The organism is Streptomyces sp. NPDC051207, assembly GCF_040682395.1.
Lineage (GTDB): Bacteria > Actinomycetota > Actinomycetes > Streptomycetales > Streptomycetaceae > Streptomyces.
This window is the reverse complement of sequence record NZ_JBFBAX010000005.1, coordinates 1-17,156: the sequence shown is the minus strand read 5'-3', so window position 1 is coordinate 17,156 and position 17,156 is coordinate 1. Positions and strand designations below refer to the sequence as shown.

General features: G+C 71.7%; 16 protein-coding genes and 1 rRNA gene. 4 read left to right on the top strand and 13 right to left on the bottom strand.

Annotated features, from left to right (window positions below; translation table 11 throughout):
* Nucleotides 1–596: 596 nt before the first annotated feature.
* The gene (locus AB0M97_RS06870) at nt 597–1,181 is read left to right on the top strand and encodes a class I SAM-dependent methyltransferase (RefSeq protein WP_365959681.1); all 585 of its coding nucleotides are present in this window, start codon (nt 597–599) and stop codon (nt 1,179–1,181) included.
* Between the two features lie 113 nt (nt 1,182–1,294).
* Here AB0M97_RS06870 and AB0M97_RS06865 read toward each other — a convergent pair whose 3' ends face one another.
* The 5 genes from AB0M97_RS06865 to AB0M97_RS06845 all read right to left on the bottom strand — a co-directional run bounded on the left by AB0M97_RS06865 (nt 1,295) and on the right by AB0M97_RS06845 (nt 7,137).
* A complete protein-coding gene (locus AB0M97_RS06865; RefSeq protein ID WP_365959680.1) occupies nt 1,295–3,031 on the bottom strand; it encodes a bifunctional uroporphyrinogen-III C-methyltransferase/uroporphyrinogen-III synthase in 1,737 nt (578 codons plus the stop codon).
* Complete coding sequence (gene hemC, locus AB0M97_RS06860) at nt 3,028–4,026, bottom strand: hydroxymethylbilane synthase (protein ID WP_365959679.1); 999 nt, start codon at nt 4,024–4,026, stop codon at nt 3,028–3,030. Before hemC ends, AB0M97_RS06865 begins: the two co-directional genes overlap by 4 nt.
* Nucleotides 4,023–5,807 (bottom strand): glutamyl-tRNA reductase, encoded by a 1,785-nt coding sequence (locus AB0M97_RS06855; RefSeq protein WP_365959678.1) that lies wholly within the window; start codon nt 5,805–5,807, stop codon nt 4,023–4,025. The genes hemC and AB0M97_RS06855 overlap by 4 nt, the downstream gene beginning before the upstream one ends.
* Complete coding sequence (locus AB0M97_RS06850) at nt 5,804–6,568, bottom strand: redox-sensing transcriptional repressor Rex (protein WP_365959677.1); 765 nt, start codon at nt 6,566–6,568, stop codon at nt 5,804–5,806. Before AB0M97_RS06850 ends, AB0M97_RS06855 begins: the two co-directional genes overlap by 4 nt.
* A 281-nt stretch (nt 6,569–6,849) precedes the next feature.
* Complete coding sequence (locus AB0M97_RS06845) at nt 6,850–7,137, bottom strand: glutaredoxin family protein (protein ID WP_365959676.1); 288 nt, start codon at nt 7,135–7,137, stop codon at nt 6,850–6,852.
* A gap of 156 nt (nt 7,138–7,293) precedes the next feature.
* On the opposite strand from AB0M97_RS06845, the gene AB0M97_RS06840 reads away from it, so the two are divergent.
* The 3 genes from AB0M97_RS06840 (at nt 7,294) to AB0M97_RS06830 (ending at nt 10,831) form a co-directional block, all read left to right on the top strand.
* Complete coding sequence (locus AB0M97_RS06840) at nt 7,294–8,205, top strand: HAD-IB family hydrolase (RefSeq protein ID WP_365959675.1); 912 nt, start codon at nt 7,294–7,296, stop codon at nt 8,203–8,205.
* A gap of 352 nt (nt 8,206–8,557) precedes the next feature.
* Entirely contained in the window at nt 8,558–9,331 is a 774-nt protein-coding gene (locus AB0M97_RS06835; protein ID WP_365959674.1) for an ECF subfamily RNA polymerase sigma factor, BldN family, read from the top strand.
* Between the two features lie 231 nt (nt 9,332–9,562).
* The gene (locus tag AB0M97_RS06830; protein WP_365959673.1) at nt 9,563–10,831 is read left to right on the top strand and encodes a DUF5667 domain-containing protein; all 1,269 of its coding nucleotides are present in this window, start codon (nt 9,563–9,565) and stop codon (nt 10,829–10,831) included.
* A gap of 86 nt (nt 10,832–10,917) precedes the next feature.
* Here AB0M97_RS06830 and AB0M97_RS06825 read toward each other — a convergent pair whose 3' ends face one another.
* The 8 genes from AB0M97_RS06825 to rrf all read right to left on the bottom strand — a co-directional run bounded on the left by AB0M97_RS06825 (nt 10,918) and on the right by rrf (nt 16,996).
* Complete coding sequence (locus tag AB0M97_RS06825; RefSeq protein ID WP_365959672.1) at nt 10,918–11,994, bottom strand: lysophospholipid acyltransferase family protein; 1,077 nt, start codon at nt 11,992–11,994, stop codon at nt 10,918–10,920.
* A 14-nt stretch (nt 11,995–12,008) separates the two neighbouring features.
* Complete coding sequence (locus AB0M97_RS06820) at nt 12,009–13,070, bottom strand: NAD-dependent epimerase/dehydratase family protein (RefSeq protein ID WP_365959671.1); 1,062 nt, start codon at nt 13,068–13,070, stop codon at nt 12,009–12,011.
* A 303-nt stretch (nt 13,071–13,373) separates the two neighbouring features.
* Complete coding sequence (locus AB0M97_RS06815; protein WP_003948845.1) at nt 13,374–13,472, bottom strand: AURKAIP1/COX24 domain-containing protein; 99 nt, start codon at nt 13,470–13,472, stop codon at nt 13,374–13,376.
* A 157-nt stretch (nt 13,473–13,629) separates the two neighbouring features.
* Nucleotides 13,630–13,842, bottom strand: coding sequence for a helix-turn-helix domain-containing protein (locus AB0M97_RS06810; protein WP_004984898.1), 213 nt, complete (start codon nt 13,840–13,842; stop codon nt 13,630–13,632).
* A 129-nt stretch (nt 13,843–13,971) separates the two neighbouring features.
* The gene (locus tag AB0M97_RS06805; protein ID WP_365959670.1) at nt 13,972–14,787 is read right to left on the bottom strand and encodes a phosphatase; all 816 of its coding nucleotides are present in this window, start codon (nt 14,785–14,787) and stop codon (nt 13,972–13,974) included.
* Nucleotides 14,788–14,923: 136 nt separating this feature from the next.
* Nucleotides 14,924–16,096 carry an acetoin utilization protein AcuC gene (locus tag AB0M97_RS06800; protein WP_365959669.1) on the bottom strand — a complete coding sequence of 391 codons (1,173 nt, stop codon included), beginning with the start codon at nt 16,094–16,096 and terminating at the stop codon, nt 14,924–14,926.
* 73 nt (nt 16,097–16,169) lie between these two features.
* Nucleotides 16,170–16,814 (bottom strand): HAD family hydrolase, encoded by a 645-nt coding sequence (locus AB0M97_RS06795; protein WP_365959668.1) that lies wholly within the window; start codon nt 16,812–16,814, stop codon nt 16,170–16,172.
* A gap of 65 nt (nt 16,815–16,879) precedes the next feature.
* Nucleotides 16,880–16,996: ribosomal RNA gene (gene rrf / locus AB0M97_RS06790) — 5S ribosomal RNA — on the bottom strand.
* Nucleotides 16,997–17,156 lie beyond the last annotated feature (160 nt).

Below are 17,156 nucleotides of genomic sequence, written 5' to 3'. Positions count from 1 at the left end.
GCGCACCGGGGTCCACGCTGGGGAAGGACCCTCGCGGCTCTCTCTTCCACCACACGCCGCCGCATGACCGGGCCGCACCCCGACACCTCGTCCGCCGCACACCGGTGCCTGACCGCAGTCCGCCCCGGCCCTCGACACGCCCACCACGGAGGACGCGACGCCCACCACCCCTCACCACCCGACCTCTTCGCCCTGTCCGAGATCCACGCCCCGGTGCTGCGCCCCGGCGACAAGAGCACATCCCGGAGATCGAGTTCAAGTACGACGGCTCGGTGGAACGCACGGCACACATCATCGCCGGGAACGGGTTCCCCGTGGACTGGAAGTTGTGGGAGCGCGACTTCGCCAGGTGCGGTCCCTGCAGGCCGGGCGAGAACTGCCACTGACCGGTCGTGTCCGGCCGGGTCCGGGTGTCCTCGGCGGGCACCCGGACCCTCTCATGTCTTCATGGCGTGTCGCGCGTGGGCCACGGCTACGGTGCTCAGCACCCTGCCGACTGCCCCTCAAGGACGCCCATGCCCCATCCGTCCCACGACCCCGTTTTCTTCTGGGACCGCTACAAACCGGACCGGGAGGGACCGTCGCCACCTCCTGACGTGACGGCTTTCGAGTGGACGCAGTACGAAGGTCACGGCCCGGGAGCCGAACTGCTCGGCCGGCCGCGCACCGCGCTGGAACTGGGAGCGGCCGAATGCCGGGAGGCGTCATGGCTGGCGCGCCGAGGAGTACGCGTCACGGCGCTGGACCTGTCCCCCGTGCAGGTCGAGCGGGCCCGCAGGTGGTGGAAGGACGTTCCCGGCCTGACGATCGAGGAGGGAGAGGCGTGCTCCTTCCTCCGCACGTGTGACCAGACGTACGACGCGATCTACTCGATCTGGGGAGCGGTGTGGTTCACCGACCCGGAAGAACTTCTCCCGCTGGTGGCCGAGCGGCTCTCGCCGGAGGGGGTGTTCGCGTTCTCGCACGGTGAGACCCCGCAGCACCTCGAAGGCCGCCGCCCCATGTACGGAAAGGGCCCGGACGGCAGGGAGATGACGGTGAACCGCTGGTGTCATCCCCCCGAGGCCTGGGCCCGCATCGCACGCGCTCACGGCTTCCAAGCCGTCCGGGCACGCTGCCTCCCCGCCCCCACCGGGCGAGCACTCGGCACGATCGTCGTCGAAGCACGGCTTCCGGCCTGACCGGGCACATGGACAGGGTCGTGTCCACGCCTTCCCGCGCACGGCGGCGGGGCGTGCTCCCCCGCACGCCCCGCCGCCTCCTCACACGTACGACCTCACCCCGCCGGACGGCCTCAGGTCGTGGACCGCCGTCTCCGCGCCCCCGGACGCCGCTCGCTCGGCCGGGTCACCGGGTCGCCCGCCTCCAGGGCGGCGGCGCGGCGGCGGCGGCCGAAGTCCGCCAAGGCCTCCGCCAGCTTGTGCACCGACGGCTCCGGAGCCATCACATCGACCCGCAGCCCGTGCTCCTCGGCCGTCTTGGCCGTCGCCGGGCCGATACAGGCGATCACCGTCACGTTGTGCGGCTTGCCCGCGATGCCCACCAGGTTCCGGACCGTCGAGGACGACGTGAACAGCACCGCGTCGAAACCGCCGCCCTTGATCGCCTCCCGGGTCTCCGCCGGCGGCGGCGACGCGCGCACCGTGCGGTAGGCGGTCACGTCGTCCACCTCCCAGCCCAGCTCGATCAGCCCGGCGACCAGCGTCTCCGTGGCGATGTCGGCCCGCGGCAGGAAGACCCGGTCGATCGGGTCGAACACCGGGTCGTACGGCGGCCAGTCCTCCAGCAGACCGGCGGCCGACTGCTCACCGCTCGGCACCAGGTCCGGCTTCACGCCGAAGGCGATCAGCGCCTTGGCCGTCTGCTCGCCCACCGCGGCGACCTTGATGCCCGCGAAGGCACGCGCGTCCAGGCCGTACTCCTCGAACTTCTCCCGGACCGCCCTGACCGCGTTGACCGACGTGAACGCGATCCACTCGTAGCGGCCGGTCACCAGGCCCTTGACCGCCCGCTCCATCTGCTGGGGCGTGCGCGGCGGCTCGACGGCGATCGTCGGCACCTCGTGCGGCACGGCCCCGTACGACCGCAGCTGGTCGGAGAGCGACGCCGCCTGCTCCTTGGTCCGCGGCACGAGAACCTTCCAGCCGAACAGCGGCTTGTTCTCGAACCAGGACAGCTCCTCGCGCCGGGCGACGGCGAAACGCTCACCGACCACGGCTATCACCGGCCGCCCGCCCTCGGGCGACGGCAGCACCTTGGCCTGCTTCAGCGTCTGCGCGATCGTGCCGAGCGTCGCCGTCCAGGTCCGCTGCCGGGTGGTCGTACCGGCGACGGTGACCGTCAGCGGCGTGTCCGGCTTGCGGCCCGCAGTGACCAGCTCACCGGCCGCGGCGGCCACCTGGTCGAGCGTCGTGGAGACGACCACCGTGCCGTCGGAGGCGCCGACCTCGGTCCAGCACCGGTCCGACGCGGTGCGCGCGTCCACGAACCGCACGTCGGTGCCGTGCGCGTCCCGCAGCGGCACCCCGGCGTACGCGGGCACGCCGACGGCCGTCGCGACACCGGGGACCACCTCGAAGGGCACCCCGGCGGCGGCGCACGCCAGCATCTCCTCGGCGGCGTACGCGTCGAGCCCGGGGTCCCCGGACACCGCACGCACGACCCGCCTGCCGCCCCGCGCGGCCTCCATGACAAGATGTGCGGCATCCCGCGACGCCGGGCCACCAACGGTTGTTGACGAACCGTCAATGACCGTCAGCTGAGGCGTGCCCGTGCCCGGATGCGCCTTGGCGGCAGGACCGGCGGCGCCGGATGCGTCCGCCGGGGCGTCCGCGTCCGTGTGCACCTCGGCGACGCCCTGCCTGGCGTGCAGGCGCACCACGTCGAGCACCTCGTGCTCGGCGACGAGTACGTCCGCGTGCGCCAGCGCCTCGACGGCTCGCAGGGTCAGCAGTCCCGGATCTCCGGGTCCGGCACCGAGGAAGGTGACGTGCCCGTGTTCCGGACCGGCGGGAAGAGTGGTGGGGCTCAATGTGCTCGCTCCCCCATCAGACCGGCCGCGCCCTGGGCGAGCATCTCGGTGGCGAGTCCGCGACCGAGTGCCGCCGCCTGGTCGTGCGCTCGGGGCACGGGACCGGTGGTGGACAGCTGCACCATCGTGGCACCGTCGGTCGTGCCGACAACACCTCGCAGGCGCATTTCCTTGACAATCTGCCTGTCGGCCCGGGGGTCCGCCCAGTCCCGGCCGGAGCCGGGAACCGGGGCGAGGTCGGCCAACGCGCCCACGGGGGCGCTGCAACCGGCCTCCAGGGCGGCGAGCAGTGACCGCTCGGCGGTCACGGCGGCCCGCGTGAACGGGTCGTCGAGCTCGGCGAGCGCGGCGATCAGGTCCGCGTCGTGCGCGGCGCACTCGATCGCCAGGGCCCCCTGGCCGGGGGCGGGCAGAACCGTGTCGACCGACAGGAAGTCGGTCACCTCGTCACTCCGCCCGATCCGGTTCAGCCCGGCGGCGGCCAGCACGACCGCGTCGAGCTTCCCGTCCCGCACGAACCCGATACGGGTGTCGACGTTGCCCCGGATCGGGACCGTCTCGATGTCCAGCCCGTGGCTGCGGGCGTACGCGTTGAGCTGCGCCATGCGACGCGGCGAACCGGTGCCGATCCGCGCCCCGCGCGGCAGGTCGGTGAACTTCAGCGCGTCCCGGGCCACGATCACGTCGCGCGGGTCCTCGCGCACCGGCACGGCGGCCAGCACGAGTTCCTCGGGCTGCGTGGTCGGCAGGTCCTTCAGGGAGTGCACCGCGAAGTCGACCTCGCCCCTGACCAGCGCGTCGCGCAGGGCGGTCACGAAGACGCCCGTGCCGCCGATCTGCGCGAGATGCTCGCGGGAGGTGTCTCCGTACGTGGTGATCTCGACGAGCTCGACGGGCCGTCCGGTCACCTGGCTCACGGCGTCCGCGACCTGCCCGGACTGGGCCATGGCGAGCCTGCTCCGCCTGGTCCCGAGCCGTAGTGCCTTGTCACTCATGCTGGCCCTCGGTTCTTGGCGCTCTGGCCGTTCTGGTCGTTCTGGTCGTTCTGGAGGTTCCGGTCCTGCTTCTCGGTGCTGCCCCCGGCCCGGGAGACGGCGGCCACCGTCTCGGGGTCGAGGTCGAACAGGGTGCGCAGCGCGTCCGCGTATCCGGCGCCGCCGGGTTCCGCCGCGAGCTGCTTGACCCGGACGGTCGGCGCGTGCAGCAGCTTGTCCACGACGCGCTTGACGGTCTGCGTGATCTCGGCGCGGTGCCGGTCGTCGAGGGCGGGCAGCCGCCCCTCCAGCCGGGCCATCTCACTGGCGACGACGTCGGCGGCCATGGTGCGCAGCGCCACGACGGTCGGCGTGATGTGCGCGGCCCGCAGCGCCGCCCCGAAGGCGGCCACCTCGTCGGAGACGATACGGCGGACCTGGTCGACGTCGGCCGCCATCGGGGCGTCCGCGGATGCCTCGGCGAGCGACTCGATGTCGACCAGCCGGACGCCGGGCAGCCGGTGCACGGCGGCGTCGATGTCGCGCGGCATGGCGAGGTCGAGGAGGAAGAGGACGGGCGCGGGCCGCGGGGCTCCCGCGACCGGTTCGGGCCGGCGCCGCTCCGGGATGCGGCCGACGGCCGCGGCGGTCGCGGCGAGCGCGCCGATCAGCTCGGCGTCGGCCTCTCGGGCCTGCTCGCGGCGGTCCACGGCGCCGCCGGCGGCCCACGCAGCGTGCTGTTCCAGCGTGGCGGCGTCCATACCGGCCACGGCGGCCTCCCCCATGACGGAGAAGCCGGGCTGTACGGCGGACAGGTCGAGGGGACAGCCGTCCTCGGCACCGGCCCCGGCGGGCGGCAACGGCGTCTGCGCCTCGCCCGCCCTGCGTATGCGCGCGGCGGCCGTCTCACCGGCATCCCGGCCCGCAACGGCGACGGCCGTCCCGTCGGCGCCCCGGCCGATCCGGCCCTCCACGGCCGCGGCCACCGACTCCGCCGTCAGCACCAGCCCGGTCGCCCCGGTGCAGGACACGGCGAGATCGGCACGTGTCAGTTCACCGGCGACCTGGTCCATGGGCACGGCACGCGCCGCGACATCCGTGTCGTCACCCTCGGCGAGGATCCGGGCGAGCCGCTCGGCGCGCTCCTGTGTGCGGTTGGCGACGACGATCTCGGCGACCCCGGCGCGCGCCAGCGTGGCCGCGGCCAGCGACGACATCGATCCGGCGCCGATCACGACGGCCTTCTTGCCGCGCGCCCACTGCTCGACGGCGGCCCCGCCGGCGAGCTGCTCCAGGCCGAAGGTGACCAGCGACTGGCCGGCGCGGTCGATGCCGGTCTCGGAGTGGGCGCGCTTGCCGACCCTGAGGGCCTGCTGGAACAGGTCGTTGAGGAGCCGCCCGGCGGTGTGCAGGTCCTGCGCCTTGGCCAGGGAGTCCTTGATCTGGCCGAGGATCTGGCCCTCGCCGACGACCATCGAGTCCAGCCCGCAGGCCACCGAGAACAGGTGGTGGACGGCCCGGTCCTCGTAGTGCACGTAGAGATAAGGAGTGAGTTCGTCCAGGCCGACCCCGCTGTGCTGGGCGAGCAGCGTGGACAGCTCGGCGACACCGGCGTGGAACTTGTCCACGTCGGCGTACAGCTCGATGCGGTTGCAGGTCGCCAGCAGGGCGGCTTCGGCGGCCGGTTCGGCGGCGACCGTGTCCTGCAACAGCTTGACCTGGGCGTCCGCGCCCAGCGAGGCCCGCTCCAGGACGCTGACCGGGGCGCTGCGGTGGCTGAGCCCGACGACGAGGAGACTCATGCCGGCATCACGGCGGGTACGTCCCCGTCGGGCCCCTGGTCGGCGGACGCGTCGCGGGTGGCGGCGGCCGGTACGGCGGCGGCCTCGGCGGCGGCTTCCTCGCCCGCCTTGCGCTGCTCGTGGAAGGCGAGGATCTGCAGCTCGATGGAGAGGTCGACCTTGCGCACGTCGACGCCGTCGGGGACGGTCAGCACGGTGGGCGCGAAGTTCAGGATGGAGGTGACACCGGCGGCCACGAGCCGGTCGCAGACCTGCTGGGCGGCACCGGCCGGGGTGGCGATCACACCGATGGACACGCCGTTGTCCGTGATGATCTTTTCCAGCTCGTCGGTGTGCTGGACGGGCATCCCGGCGACGGGCTTCCCGGCCATCGCGGGATCGGCGTCGATGAGGGCCGCGACCCGGAACCCGCGGGAGGCGAAACCGCCGTAGTTGGCCAGCGCGGCGCCGAGGTTGCCGATACCGACGATCACGACCGGCCAGTCCTGGGTCAGGCCGAGTTCGCGGGAGATCTGGTAGACGAGATACTCGACGTCGTAGCCCACGCCCCGGGTCCCGTACGAGCCGAGGTAGGAGAAGTCCTTGCGCAGCTTCGCCGAGTTCACGCCGGCGGCGGCCGCGAGTTCCTCCGAGGAGACCGTGGGCACCGAGCGCTCCGAGAGCGCGGTCAGGGCGCGGAGGTACAGCGGAAGCCGCGCGACGGTGGCCTCGGGAATCCCTCGGCTGCGGGTCGCCGGTCGGTGAGTTCGGCCAGTTGCCACGGTGCTCCTGCGGGTAGAGCGGGGCTGCAGGCGGTCACACGTCCCCAGACCGCCCCGTCGACAGCAGGCTATGTCTTTGTGAACGCGTGCACAAAGATGGTGTCCGATTTGCCCGGCCAACGTGACCGGGCTCACGCGACCCCTGCACACCGAGAGGCAACCGGCGCACACGCACCGTCGTTCCTCGCTTATCGGGGGCAAAACCGCACACGCTCCTCTACGATCCCCGCCCCCGAGACCAAGACACCATCGATCCTAAGCCACTTTCCGGACCAGTCGGACTAGTCAGTCAGCGCCTTGCGCAGCCTCGCCTCGCTCACCCGCCAGAAGGTGTGCTGCGCTCCGTCCACGAGCACGACGGGAATCTGCTCCCAGTACTTGTCGTGCAGTTCACGGTCCTGGGAGATGTCCTTCTGCTCCCAGGGCACGCCGAGGTCGGCACACACCTTCTCGACGACGACCTGCGCGTCGTCGCACAGGTGGCAGCCGGGCTTGCGGATCAGGGTGACGAGCCGGTCATGCGGAGACCGGGGAGCCGTTCGGCGGAAGAGGGCACTCATACGGGCCATTGTCCCGCCGTTGGCGCGATTCGGCCGGGCCCCGTTCCGCACTCTTGCAGCGCCCCTTGTTCCAGGGCCCGACTTAACGACACGTCCTCGGAGCGTTCACAGCCTCCAAACCTCTCGACTCCGGAAGGACCGAACAAACTGGCTATGCTCACGGTCATGGCCGCTCTCGGATGGCTCACTCCCCGTAGGCGCTCCGCCACGGCGCGCAGCGTGCTGGCAGGCGAGGCCTCGGCGGAGGCAGCCCGCAAAACCACCCAGGACGTCTCCGGCGCGGAACCCGACTTCCCGGTCCGCGGCGACGACCGGGCCGCCGCCTTCTTCGACCTGGACAACACCGTCATGCAGGGCGCCGCGCTGTTCCACTTCGGACGCGGCCTGTACAAGCGGAAGTTCTTCGAGACCCGCGACCTGGCCCGCTTCGCCTGGCAGCAGACCTGGTTCCGGCTGGCCGGCATCGAGGACCCCGAGCACATGCAGGAGGCCCGCGAGTCGGCCCTCTCCATCGTCCAGGGCCACCGCGTCTCCGAGCTGCAGTCGATCGGCGAGGAGATCTACGACGAGTACATGGCCGAGCGGATCTGGCCGGGCACCCGCGCGCTCGCCCAGGCCCACCTGGACGCCGGCCAGAAGGTGTGGCTCGTCACGGCAGCTCCCGTGGAGATCGCCACGGTCATCGCCCGCCGCCTGGGCCTGACCGGCGCGCTCGGCACGGTCGCCGAGTCGGTCGACGGCGTCTACACGGGCCGGCTCGTCGGCGAACCGCTGCACGGCCCGGCGAAGGCGGAGGCGGTGCGCGCGCTCGCCGCCGCCGAGGGCCTGGACCTGTCGCGATGCGCCGCCTACAGCGACTCGCACAACGACATCCCGATGCTGTCCCTGGTCGGCCACCCCTACGCCATCAACCCGGACGCCAAGCTGCGCAAGCACGCCCGCCGGCTGGACTGGCGGCTGCGCGACTACCGCACCGGCCGCAAGGCGGCCAAGGTCGGCATCCCGGCCGCGGCCGGCGTCGGCGCGGTGGCGGGCGGCACGGCCGCGGCGATCGCCCTGCACCGCCGCCGGCGCTAGCCGGCGCCGGGTACGGCCTGCGCAACGCCCGGGCGGCCCAGGAACCGCCGCCCAATCCAACTGGCGTACCCCGTCACCCTCCCGTCCAGTCCCCTTGCCCGTACACGGCCACAACCCGCGCGGTACACAACCCGAATACGAACCTTTCCGATCACCAAACGATCACTCTGCGCCACTCGATCGAGCGTCAATCGGCTAAGGAAGCGACGTAATCGATGATTTGAGCAACTGGGCGTAGCAGGGCCTGTACGAAGCGTTATTCTCCTCAGACGCAATCCGGTACCCGTCCGTCGCTACGACGGGTGAATGGTCCCGCACTGCACGTGATGGAAGCTCTGCCTCTGGGAGTCCCGTGTACCCACACGTCGGGGTTGACGCCTCGGGCCTGGCTACGCTGCGCGCAACGGTCCAGGACCTGTTGCGCGGCTTCGTCCCCACCGCGTACGCCGTCCCCGCCCTTGCCGTTGCCACCGCACCCGCCGGCCCGTGCTACGCGCTCGCCGACGGCAGCGCCGCCCTCGGCAGACGAGGGCGCTCGACCGGCGCCACCACCGCCCGCCGCCCCGCGGCGGACAGTGACAGCGCCCGCATGATGGACCTCGTCGAGCGCGCCCAGGCCGGCGAGGCCGAAGCCTTCGGGCGCCTCTACGACCAGTACAGCGACACGGTGTACCGGTACATCTACTACCGGGTGGGCGGCAAGGCGACCGCCGAGGACCTGACGAGCGAGACCTTTCTGCGCGCCCTGCGCAGGATCGGCACGTTCACCTGGCAGGGGCGCGACTTCGGCGCCTGGCTCGTGACCATCGCCCGCAACCTCGTCGCCGACCACTTCAAGTCCAGCCGCTTCCGACTGGAGGTCACCACCGGCGAGATGCTCGACGCGAACGAGGTGGAGCGCTCGCCCGAGGAGTCCGTCCTGGAGTCCCTCTCCAACGCCGCACTGCTCGACGCGGTACGGCGGCTCAACCCCCAGCAGCAGGAGTGCGTGACGCTCCGCTTCCTCCAGGGCCTGTCCGTCGCCGAGACCGCGCGCGTGATGGGCAAGAACGAGGGCGCCATCAAGACCCTCCAGTACCGGGCCGTCCGCACCCTCGCACGGCTCCTGCCGGACGACACCCGCTGAACCACACGTTCCGCAATTGCCAACTCACGGTCTGTGAAAGTCCGTTGACTTCCGGATCGGATCATCCGCCGTCCGTAACCCAAGTGCCGAGCCGCTCGTTGTGCGGGATGCAGGCTCCCTGTGGTCACCCCTGGCCGACTCCGATCACTCGATCGTGTGGATGTGCTCAAGGTGTGCAACCCTCAGGACCCCCTGGGGAGTCGACCGTCCTGACGAGAGGAGGTGCCGCCAGTGATCGCGAATGTATCGGCGCACCGGCGGGCGAACGCCTTCGCCCAGGCCCTGGAGGAGCAGTCCGAGCGGGCCGCGGCGGCCGAACAGTCCGAAGATCCGGCACCGGCGGACGCCGCACCGCCGGCACCGGCACAACCGGCACCGGCACAACCGGCACCGGCCGCCGCTGAACCGGCCCCGACGGACCAGGGACGCATGCTGTCCCTCGCCGCCGGCCTCGGCGCGCTGCCCAGACCGGAGCTGGACCCCGAGGTCAAGGTCGTCCAGCGCGCCCAGCTGCTGGCCGCCATGGAGGCCATGCTCCAGGACGGCGGGGCAGCAGACCCTTCACTGCCCGGGCAGCGCTCCTCCCGGGCCCGCGGCGCTCACCGGGCGGCCCCGCTGAAGAAGTTCCGGCCGCGGACACGGCTGGCCAAGGGCCTCACCGCGGGCGGCCTCAGCGTGGGTGTGGCGGCGAGCGCCTTCGGCGGAGTCGCCGCCGCCAGCTCCGACGCCCTCCCCGGTGACTCCTTGTACGGGCTGAAGCGCGGCATCGAGGACTTCAAGCTGGGCCTCGCCGGAGACGACGACGAGCGCGGCCGGGCCCACCTCGACCAGGCCTCCACCCGGCTCAACGAAGCGCGCCGGCTCCTGGACCGGGGCCGCGGCGGACAGCTCGACCACGAGTCCCTCACCGAGATCCGCCGCACCCTGTCCGGCATGCGGTACGACGCCTCCGAGGGCCACCGCCTGCTCTCCGCGGTCTACGAGCGCGACCCCGACTCCCTCGCCCCCATCCAGGCCCTCTCCTCCTTCTCGCGCTCCCACCGCGAGACCTGGGGCGCCATCCGCGACAAGCTCCCCATCCAGCTCGGCGACGTCAGCGAGGAGGTGTCCTCGGTCTTCGACGCCATAGACCAGGACGTCGAACCGCTGCGCTCCCTCCTCCCGGAGCCCCCGGCGCAGGACGGCGGCACGGACGACCGGCCGGGCACCGGCCGGGCACCCACCGGCGCCACCGCCCCCGGCGGCCCCACCGCGCCCAGCACCGGAAGCGGCAGCGGCGAGACCGGCTCCAGCAGCAAACCCAGCAAGTCGACCGACGCCCGCGAGGACGACGGCCTGCTCGGCGGCAACACCGGCGGACTGCTCGACCCGCCGAAGGACACCGCTCCCTCGGCACCGCCCACGAGCAAACCGCCCACCCGCGAGCCGGACGTCACGGTCCCGCCCCTCATCCCGGGCCTGCTGCCCGGCCTCGGCATCGACAGCGAGGACGAGGAGTAACCCTTCCGGCCGTACGACGACGGGGGCGCCCTTTTCGAGAGGGCGCCCCCGTCGTCGTACGGCCGGAAGGCCTTGGTGCACAGTCGCTAGAAGAACACCGACCGGCGCTGCACCAGCAGCTTGTACAGGGTGTGCTGGATCTGCTCCCTGACCTGGTCCGTCAGGTTGAACATCAGCATCGGGTCCTCGGCCGCCTCCGGCGGGTAGCCGTCCGTCGGGATCGGCTCACCGAACTGGATCGTCCACTTCGTCGGCAACGGCACCGCACCCAGCGGACCGAGCCACGGGAACGTCGGCGTGATCGGGAAGTACGGAAAGCCCAGCACCCGCGCCAGCGTCTTGGCGTTGCCGATCATCGGGTAGATCTCTTCCGCGCCGACGATCGAGCACGGCACGATCGGCACGCCCCGCCGCAGCGCCGTGGAGACGAAACCGCCCCGGCCGAAACGTTGCAGCTTGTAGCGCTCGCTGAACGGCTTGCCGATGCCCTTGAAGCCCTCGGGCATCACCCCGACCAGCTCGCCGTCCCCCAGCAGCCGCTCGGCGTCCTCGGCGCAGGCGAGGGTGTGGCCGAGCTTCCGGGCGAGTTCGTTGATCACCGGCAGCATGAACACCAGGTCCGCCGCGAGCAGCCGCAGATGACGGCCGGCCGGGTGGTTGTCGTGCACGGCGACCTGCATCATCAGGCCGTCCAGCGGGAGCGTCCCGGAGTGGTTGGCGACGAGCAGCGCGCCGCCCTCGGAGGGGATGTTCTCGATGCCCTTCACCTCCACCCGGAAGTACTTCTCGTACACCGGCCGCAGCAGGGACATCAGCACCTGGTCGGTGAGTTCGGCGTCGTAGCCGAAGTCGTCGACCTCGTAGTCACCCGTCAGGCGGCGCCGCAGGAAGGCGAGACCGCCGGCGAGGCGCCGCTCCAGGCCGCCGCCGCTCCCGGTCGGCGCCTGCCCGGCCTGCTGCGGCCGTCCGTGCCGTTCGTGCTGTCTCTCCGGGTTCACCTGGCCATCATCCTGCGCGGACGCCCGGTCGGGCAGCGGCTGGACCTCCCGGACCGGCGCCGTGCCCGTGCGCCGGTTTCCCGGGCTTCGGCGCCGGGCCGGGCGCTGCGCGGCGCTCCCACGGGACCGGTCGTCGTCGAAGGGAATGACCTTGGCGTCCGCCATCGTTGCTGCGCTCCTCAGTTGGCGCTCTGCGTCGGGAGATGACCGCCGCCCGCGAGGGGCAGCGCGGAGATCCGGTCCACGGCCGCGGCGACCTTCTCCGGCGGCAGCAGCCCCGGGCCGCGGCTGCGGGCGAAGTCCGCGAAGGCCTCGGCGGTCGTGTATTTCGGCCGGAACCCCAGCGTCTCGCGCATCTGGTCCGTCGCCACCACCCGCCCGTGGGTGAGCAGCCGGATCTGCTCGGGCGAGAAGTCCGACATGCCCAGCGTACGCACCAGGGAGCCCGCCCAGGTGACCGCGGGAAGCAGCAGCGGCACGGTGGGCCGTCCGAGGCGCCGGGCGCACTGGGACAGCAGCAGTACACCGTCACCGGCGATGTTGAACGTGCCGCTGTTGAGGGTGCCGCGCGCCGGTTCGTGCGAGGCGATCCGCAGCACCTCGATGACGTCGTCCTCGTGCACGAACTGCAGCCGCGGGTCGTAGCCGAACACGGTCGGCAGGACCGGCAGCGCGAAGTACGAGGCGAGCGGCGTCTCCGCGGCCGGGCCCAGGATGTTGGCGAACCGCAGCACGCACACGGCGACATCGGGCCGCCGCCGCGCGAAGCCCCGCACATACCCCTCGACCTCCACGGCGTCCTTGGCGAAGCCGCCGCTCGGCAGGGACTTGGGCGGGGTCGTCTCGGTGAAGACGGCCGGGTCGCGGGGCGCGGAACCGTAGACGTTCGTACTGGACTTCACCACGAGCCGCTGCACCGCCGGGGACTTCTGGCAGGCGCCGAGCAGCTGCATCGTGCCGATGACGTTGGTCTCCTTCACCGTCGCCCGGCTGCCGCCGCCCAGCGGCGTGCCCGTGACGTCGAGGTGGACGACCGTGTCGGCGCCCGTCTCGGCGAGCACCCGCGCGATGGTGGGCTGGCGGATGTCGGCCTGGACGAAGTCGGCGCCGCCCAGGTGGTGCTCGGGCGGGACCGCGTCCACGGCGACGACCCGTTCCACCTCCGGGTCGCGCTGGATCCGCCGCACGAACCGGCCCCCCAGCTGACGGGCCACTCCGGTCACCAGCACGATCTTTCCCAAGATCAGCGCCTTCCTTCCGCCTCGCCGTTCCGCCGCTCGTAGCGTGCCGCGTTCCCCGTGTGACGGCCAACCTAGCCGCTCGGTGCCGCGCTGGGACGGCTGCCCGCCGCGCGACGTGCCGAGTCGGCGGGAAGTCGCCGGAACACCGCAGTCGTACGACCGGACGGGTACCCGCGCGGTGCGGTCGTACGAACGCCGTGCGCCCGTCGCTCACATACGCGTGGCCCCCCACCGGTGCGGTGGGGGGCCACGGTCACGCTTGTGCGGCGTCGGCGTCGCGTACCGGAGCAGCGACCCGCGTCACTACTTCTTGTTGCGACGCTGAACGCGCGTGCGCTTGAGCAGCTTGCGGTGCTTCTTCTTCGCCATCCGCTTGCGCCGCTTCTTGATAACAGAGCCCACGACTAAACCCTCGCTCACTTCTCATCACTCGGTAGTTGGGCGCCATGGGCCCACACGACCTACGAGGGGCTAGCCTACCCGCCCGAGCGCCGAGGGTGTAATCGAGGGGGTCGGGAGAGACCCGAATGTGCCCTGAGGGCCTCCCCCGGGACCGCCCTCAGGCCGTTTCCACCCCCACGTAACTCTCGCGGAGGTACTCGTGAACCGCTTGCTCCGGGACGCGGAAGGACCGCCCCACCCGGATCGCGGGCAGATGACCACTGTGCACCAGTCGGTACACGGTCATCTTCGACACTCGCATCACCGAGGCGACTTCCGCCACGGTAAGGAACTGAACCTCGTTCAGAGGCCTCTCGCCAGCTGCAGCCATGACACACCTGAACCTTCCGCACTCGACGGCCACCGGCTTCCCCTTCCGGTGACTCTTCGTCGTTGCGTGCTCACTCCCCAATGTAGGGGCGGGTGATGCGAGTGGGGAAGAGGTGCACCCGTCGGCGGCCTACGGTGACAGACATGCCCGATCGAGTACGTAGCGGGTGAGGGGTCGGTAGTACCGGGACCGGGCGCCGTCATCAAGTGGGACGACGACCGCCACCGCCCCCTCGGCCTCCCCGACGAACGGCGCCGGGTCGTCCGTGTCGGCCAGGCCGATCGCCTCGAACCCCAGCTGACCTGCCCCGCAGACCCAGCCGTGGTCGCCGATCACCAGCTCGGGCAACGGCCCGCCGGCCTCGGCCGCCGCGGCCAGCGCGAGCCGAACCGGCAGCGGGGAATGCGTGTGTGCGCCGGGTTCACCACCGGGGCGCGCAACACCGGGCCGGCGTACGAACGCGACGCCTCGGAGGTAGTCGAGGAGGTGCGTGCGTAGACCGAACCGGGTCGTTATGTCGACACAGCGACCCTGCGCCGGGGTGAGAACAGTACATCCTGCCGCCGACAAGGCGTCTGCGAGCCCGCCGTAGAAACCGAGGAGCCGATGCGGGTGCCCGGTGCCGAGAAGCACGGGGGCGCGGCGCCGGGCGGCTGCCGCCAGGCGTTCGGCGAAGGCGTCCAGGGCGGCCAGCGTCCGCTCCGGGTCGATCACGTCCTGGCCCGAAGTCTGCCACGGATCGGCCGAGACCCCACATCTGTCCGCCATCAACTCGATCAGCTCCCGCTGCCCCCACGACCGCTCGGGATCAATCCCGATCAGCACCCGGGGGTCCCCGGCCGCGAACAGCCGGTATCTCCGCAGACTGGCCTCCCTGGGGGTGGCCACGACGCCGGCGAGCCGGGCGGCGAGGAGATGCGCGCGGAGGGCGGCGGCGGTGAGCACGACCCAGATGCTGGCGGACGGGGGCCGGAGGTGAGAGGGGAACGGGGAAACTGCCCACGAACGGTCCAGCCGGCGGTAGGGCGGCACCTCGCAGGCGCGGGAGGGCGCGGCGGGCACACCCGCGCCGACGGCCCGCCTAAGCCAGCAACCCCCGCAGCGGGAACACCGCCCGCCGTGTCGCCAGCACCGCCTGGTCCAGCCGGTCCGCGGGGTCGTAGCCCGCCTCCCACTCCCCGAAGGACACCGGCCACCGCCCGTCGGTCATCCGCCCCGGCCCCAACTGCCGTGTCTTCGCGAAGACTTCCTGCCGCCAGCTCTCCGGAACCAGCGCCGTGGGCTCCACGGGCCGCCCCGCCGCGATCCCCACCAGATGCGTCCACGACCGCGGGACGACGTCCACCACGGCGTAGCCGCCCCCGCCCAGCGCGACCCACCGCCCGTCGGCGTACTCGTGCGCCAGGTCGTGACACGCCACCTGCACGGCCCGCTGCGCGTCCAGCGACACCGCCAGATGCGCCAGCGGGTCCTCGAAGTGCGTGTCGGCCCCGTGCTGCGTCACCAGCAGCTGCGGCCGGAAGTCGGCCAGCAGCTCCGGCACCACCGCGTGGAACGCCCGCAGCCACCCCGCGTCCCCGGTCCCGGCCGGGAGCGCGACGTTCACGGCGGACCCCTCCGCCGCGTCGGCGCCCGTCTCCTCGGGCCACCCCGTCTGCGGGAACAGCGTCCGCGGATGCTCGTGCAACGAGATCGTCAGCACCCTCGGGTCGTCCCAGAACGCCGCCTGCACCCCGTCCCCGTGGTGCACGTCGACGTCGACGTACGCGACGCGCTCCGCGCCCAGCTCCAGCAGCCGCGCGATCGCGATCGACGCGTCGTTGTAGACGCAGAACCCGGATGCGGCTCCCGGCATCGCGTGGTGCAGGCCGCCCGCGAAGTTCACGGCGTGCAGCGCCTCACCGCGCCACACCGCCTCCGCGGCCCCCACCGACTGCCCGGCGATGAGCGCGGCCACCTCGTGCATGCCGGCGAAGGCAGGATCGTCCATCGTGCCGAGCCCGTACGACTGGTCCGCCGCGGCCGGGTCGAGTGACGCGGCCCGTACCGTGTCGATGTAGTCCTCCCGGTGGACGAGCCGCAGCGTCGACTCCCCCGCCGGTTTCGCCGCGACCACCTCCATCTCGCGGTCGAGTCCGAAGGCGTCGACCAGTCGCCGGGTCAGGGCGAGCCGGACCGGGTCCATCGGATGGCCCGGGCCGAAGTCGTAGCCCGTTACTGCCTCGTCCCACATCAGTCGTGCGCGGCCGCTCATGCCCGCCACCGTATCGGTCCACTTGAGCGGCGAACGACCGGGCGTACCCGAGCGTCACCAGCGCCGACCCGGCTCACATGAGGAGCCGGGGCAGCTCCCCCATGTCGGAGAAGAGGCGCGTGGCCCCGACGAGCCGCGCGGCGGGCGTCATCGCGGTGAACCCGAAGACGTCCATCCCGGCGGCGACGGCCGCCTGCACACCGAGCGGGCTGTCCTCCACGACGGCACACCGCTCGGGTGCGACCCCCATCCGCTCGGCCGCGTAGAGGAAGAGATCGGGCGCCGGCTTCCCCCGCCCCACGTCCTGCGAACTGAAGATCCGCCCGTCATCGAACCACCGGTCCAGCCCGGTCTTCCGATGCCCCACCCGAATCCGCTCATGACTCCCGGAGGAGGCCACGCAGTACGGCACCCCGTCCGCGGCCAGCTTCTCCAGTACGTCGACGGCCCCGACGACCGGCTCCAACTCCCGCTCGAACGCGGCGAACACCCGCCCGTGGAAGACGTCGTCGAAGTCCACCGGCAACCGCCGCCCGGTGCGCTCACGCACGAGATCGTGAACGCGGTGCATCGCCGACCCCATGTAGTCCCGGATGGAGTCCTCGTACGAGGTCGGATGCCCGATCTCGGTGAGGTAGGCGGCCAGGAGCCGGTTGGATATCGGCTCGCTGTCGACGAGAACACCGTCGTTGTCAAAGATGACGAGGTCATAGCGCATAGCCCGACCCTAAACGCAGAAAACCCCCGGACCGGTATCCCCGGCCGGGGGTTTTCCCAACAATTGTTCGGCGGTGTCCTACTCTCCCACAGGGTCCCCCCTGCAGTACCATCGGCGCTGTAAGGCTTAGCTTCCGGGTTCGGAATGTAACCGGGCGTTTCCCCTACGCTATGACCACCGAAACACTATGAAACAACCAACCAACCCGGTGACCAACACAGGCCTGGCTGTTCGTGGTTTCAGAACCAACACAGTGGACGCGAGCAACTGAGGACAAGCCCTCGGCCTATTAGTACCGGTCAACTCCACACGTCACCGTGCTTCCATATCCGGCCTATCAAC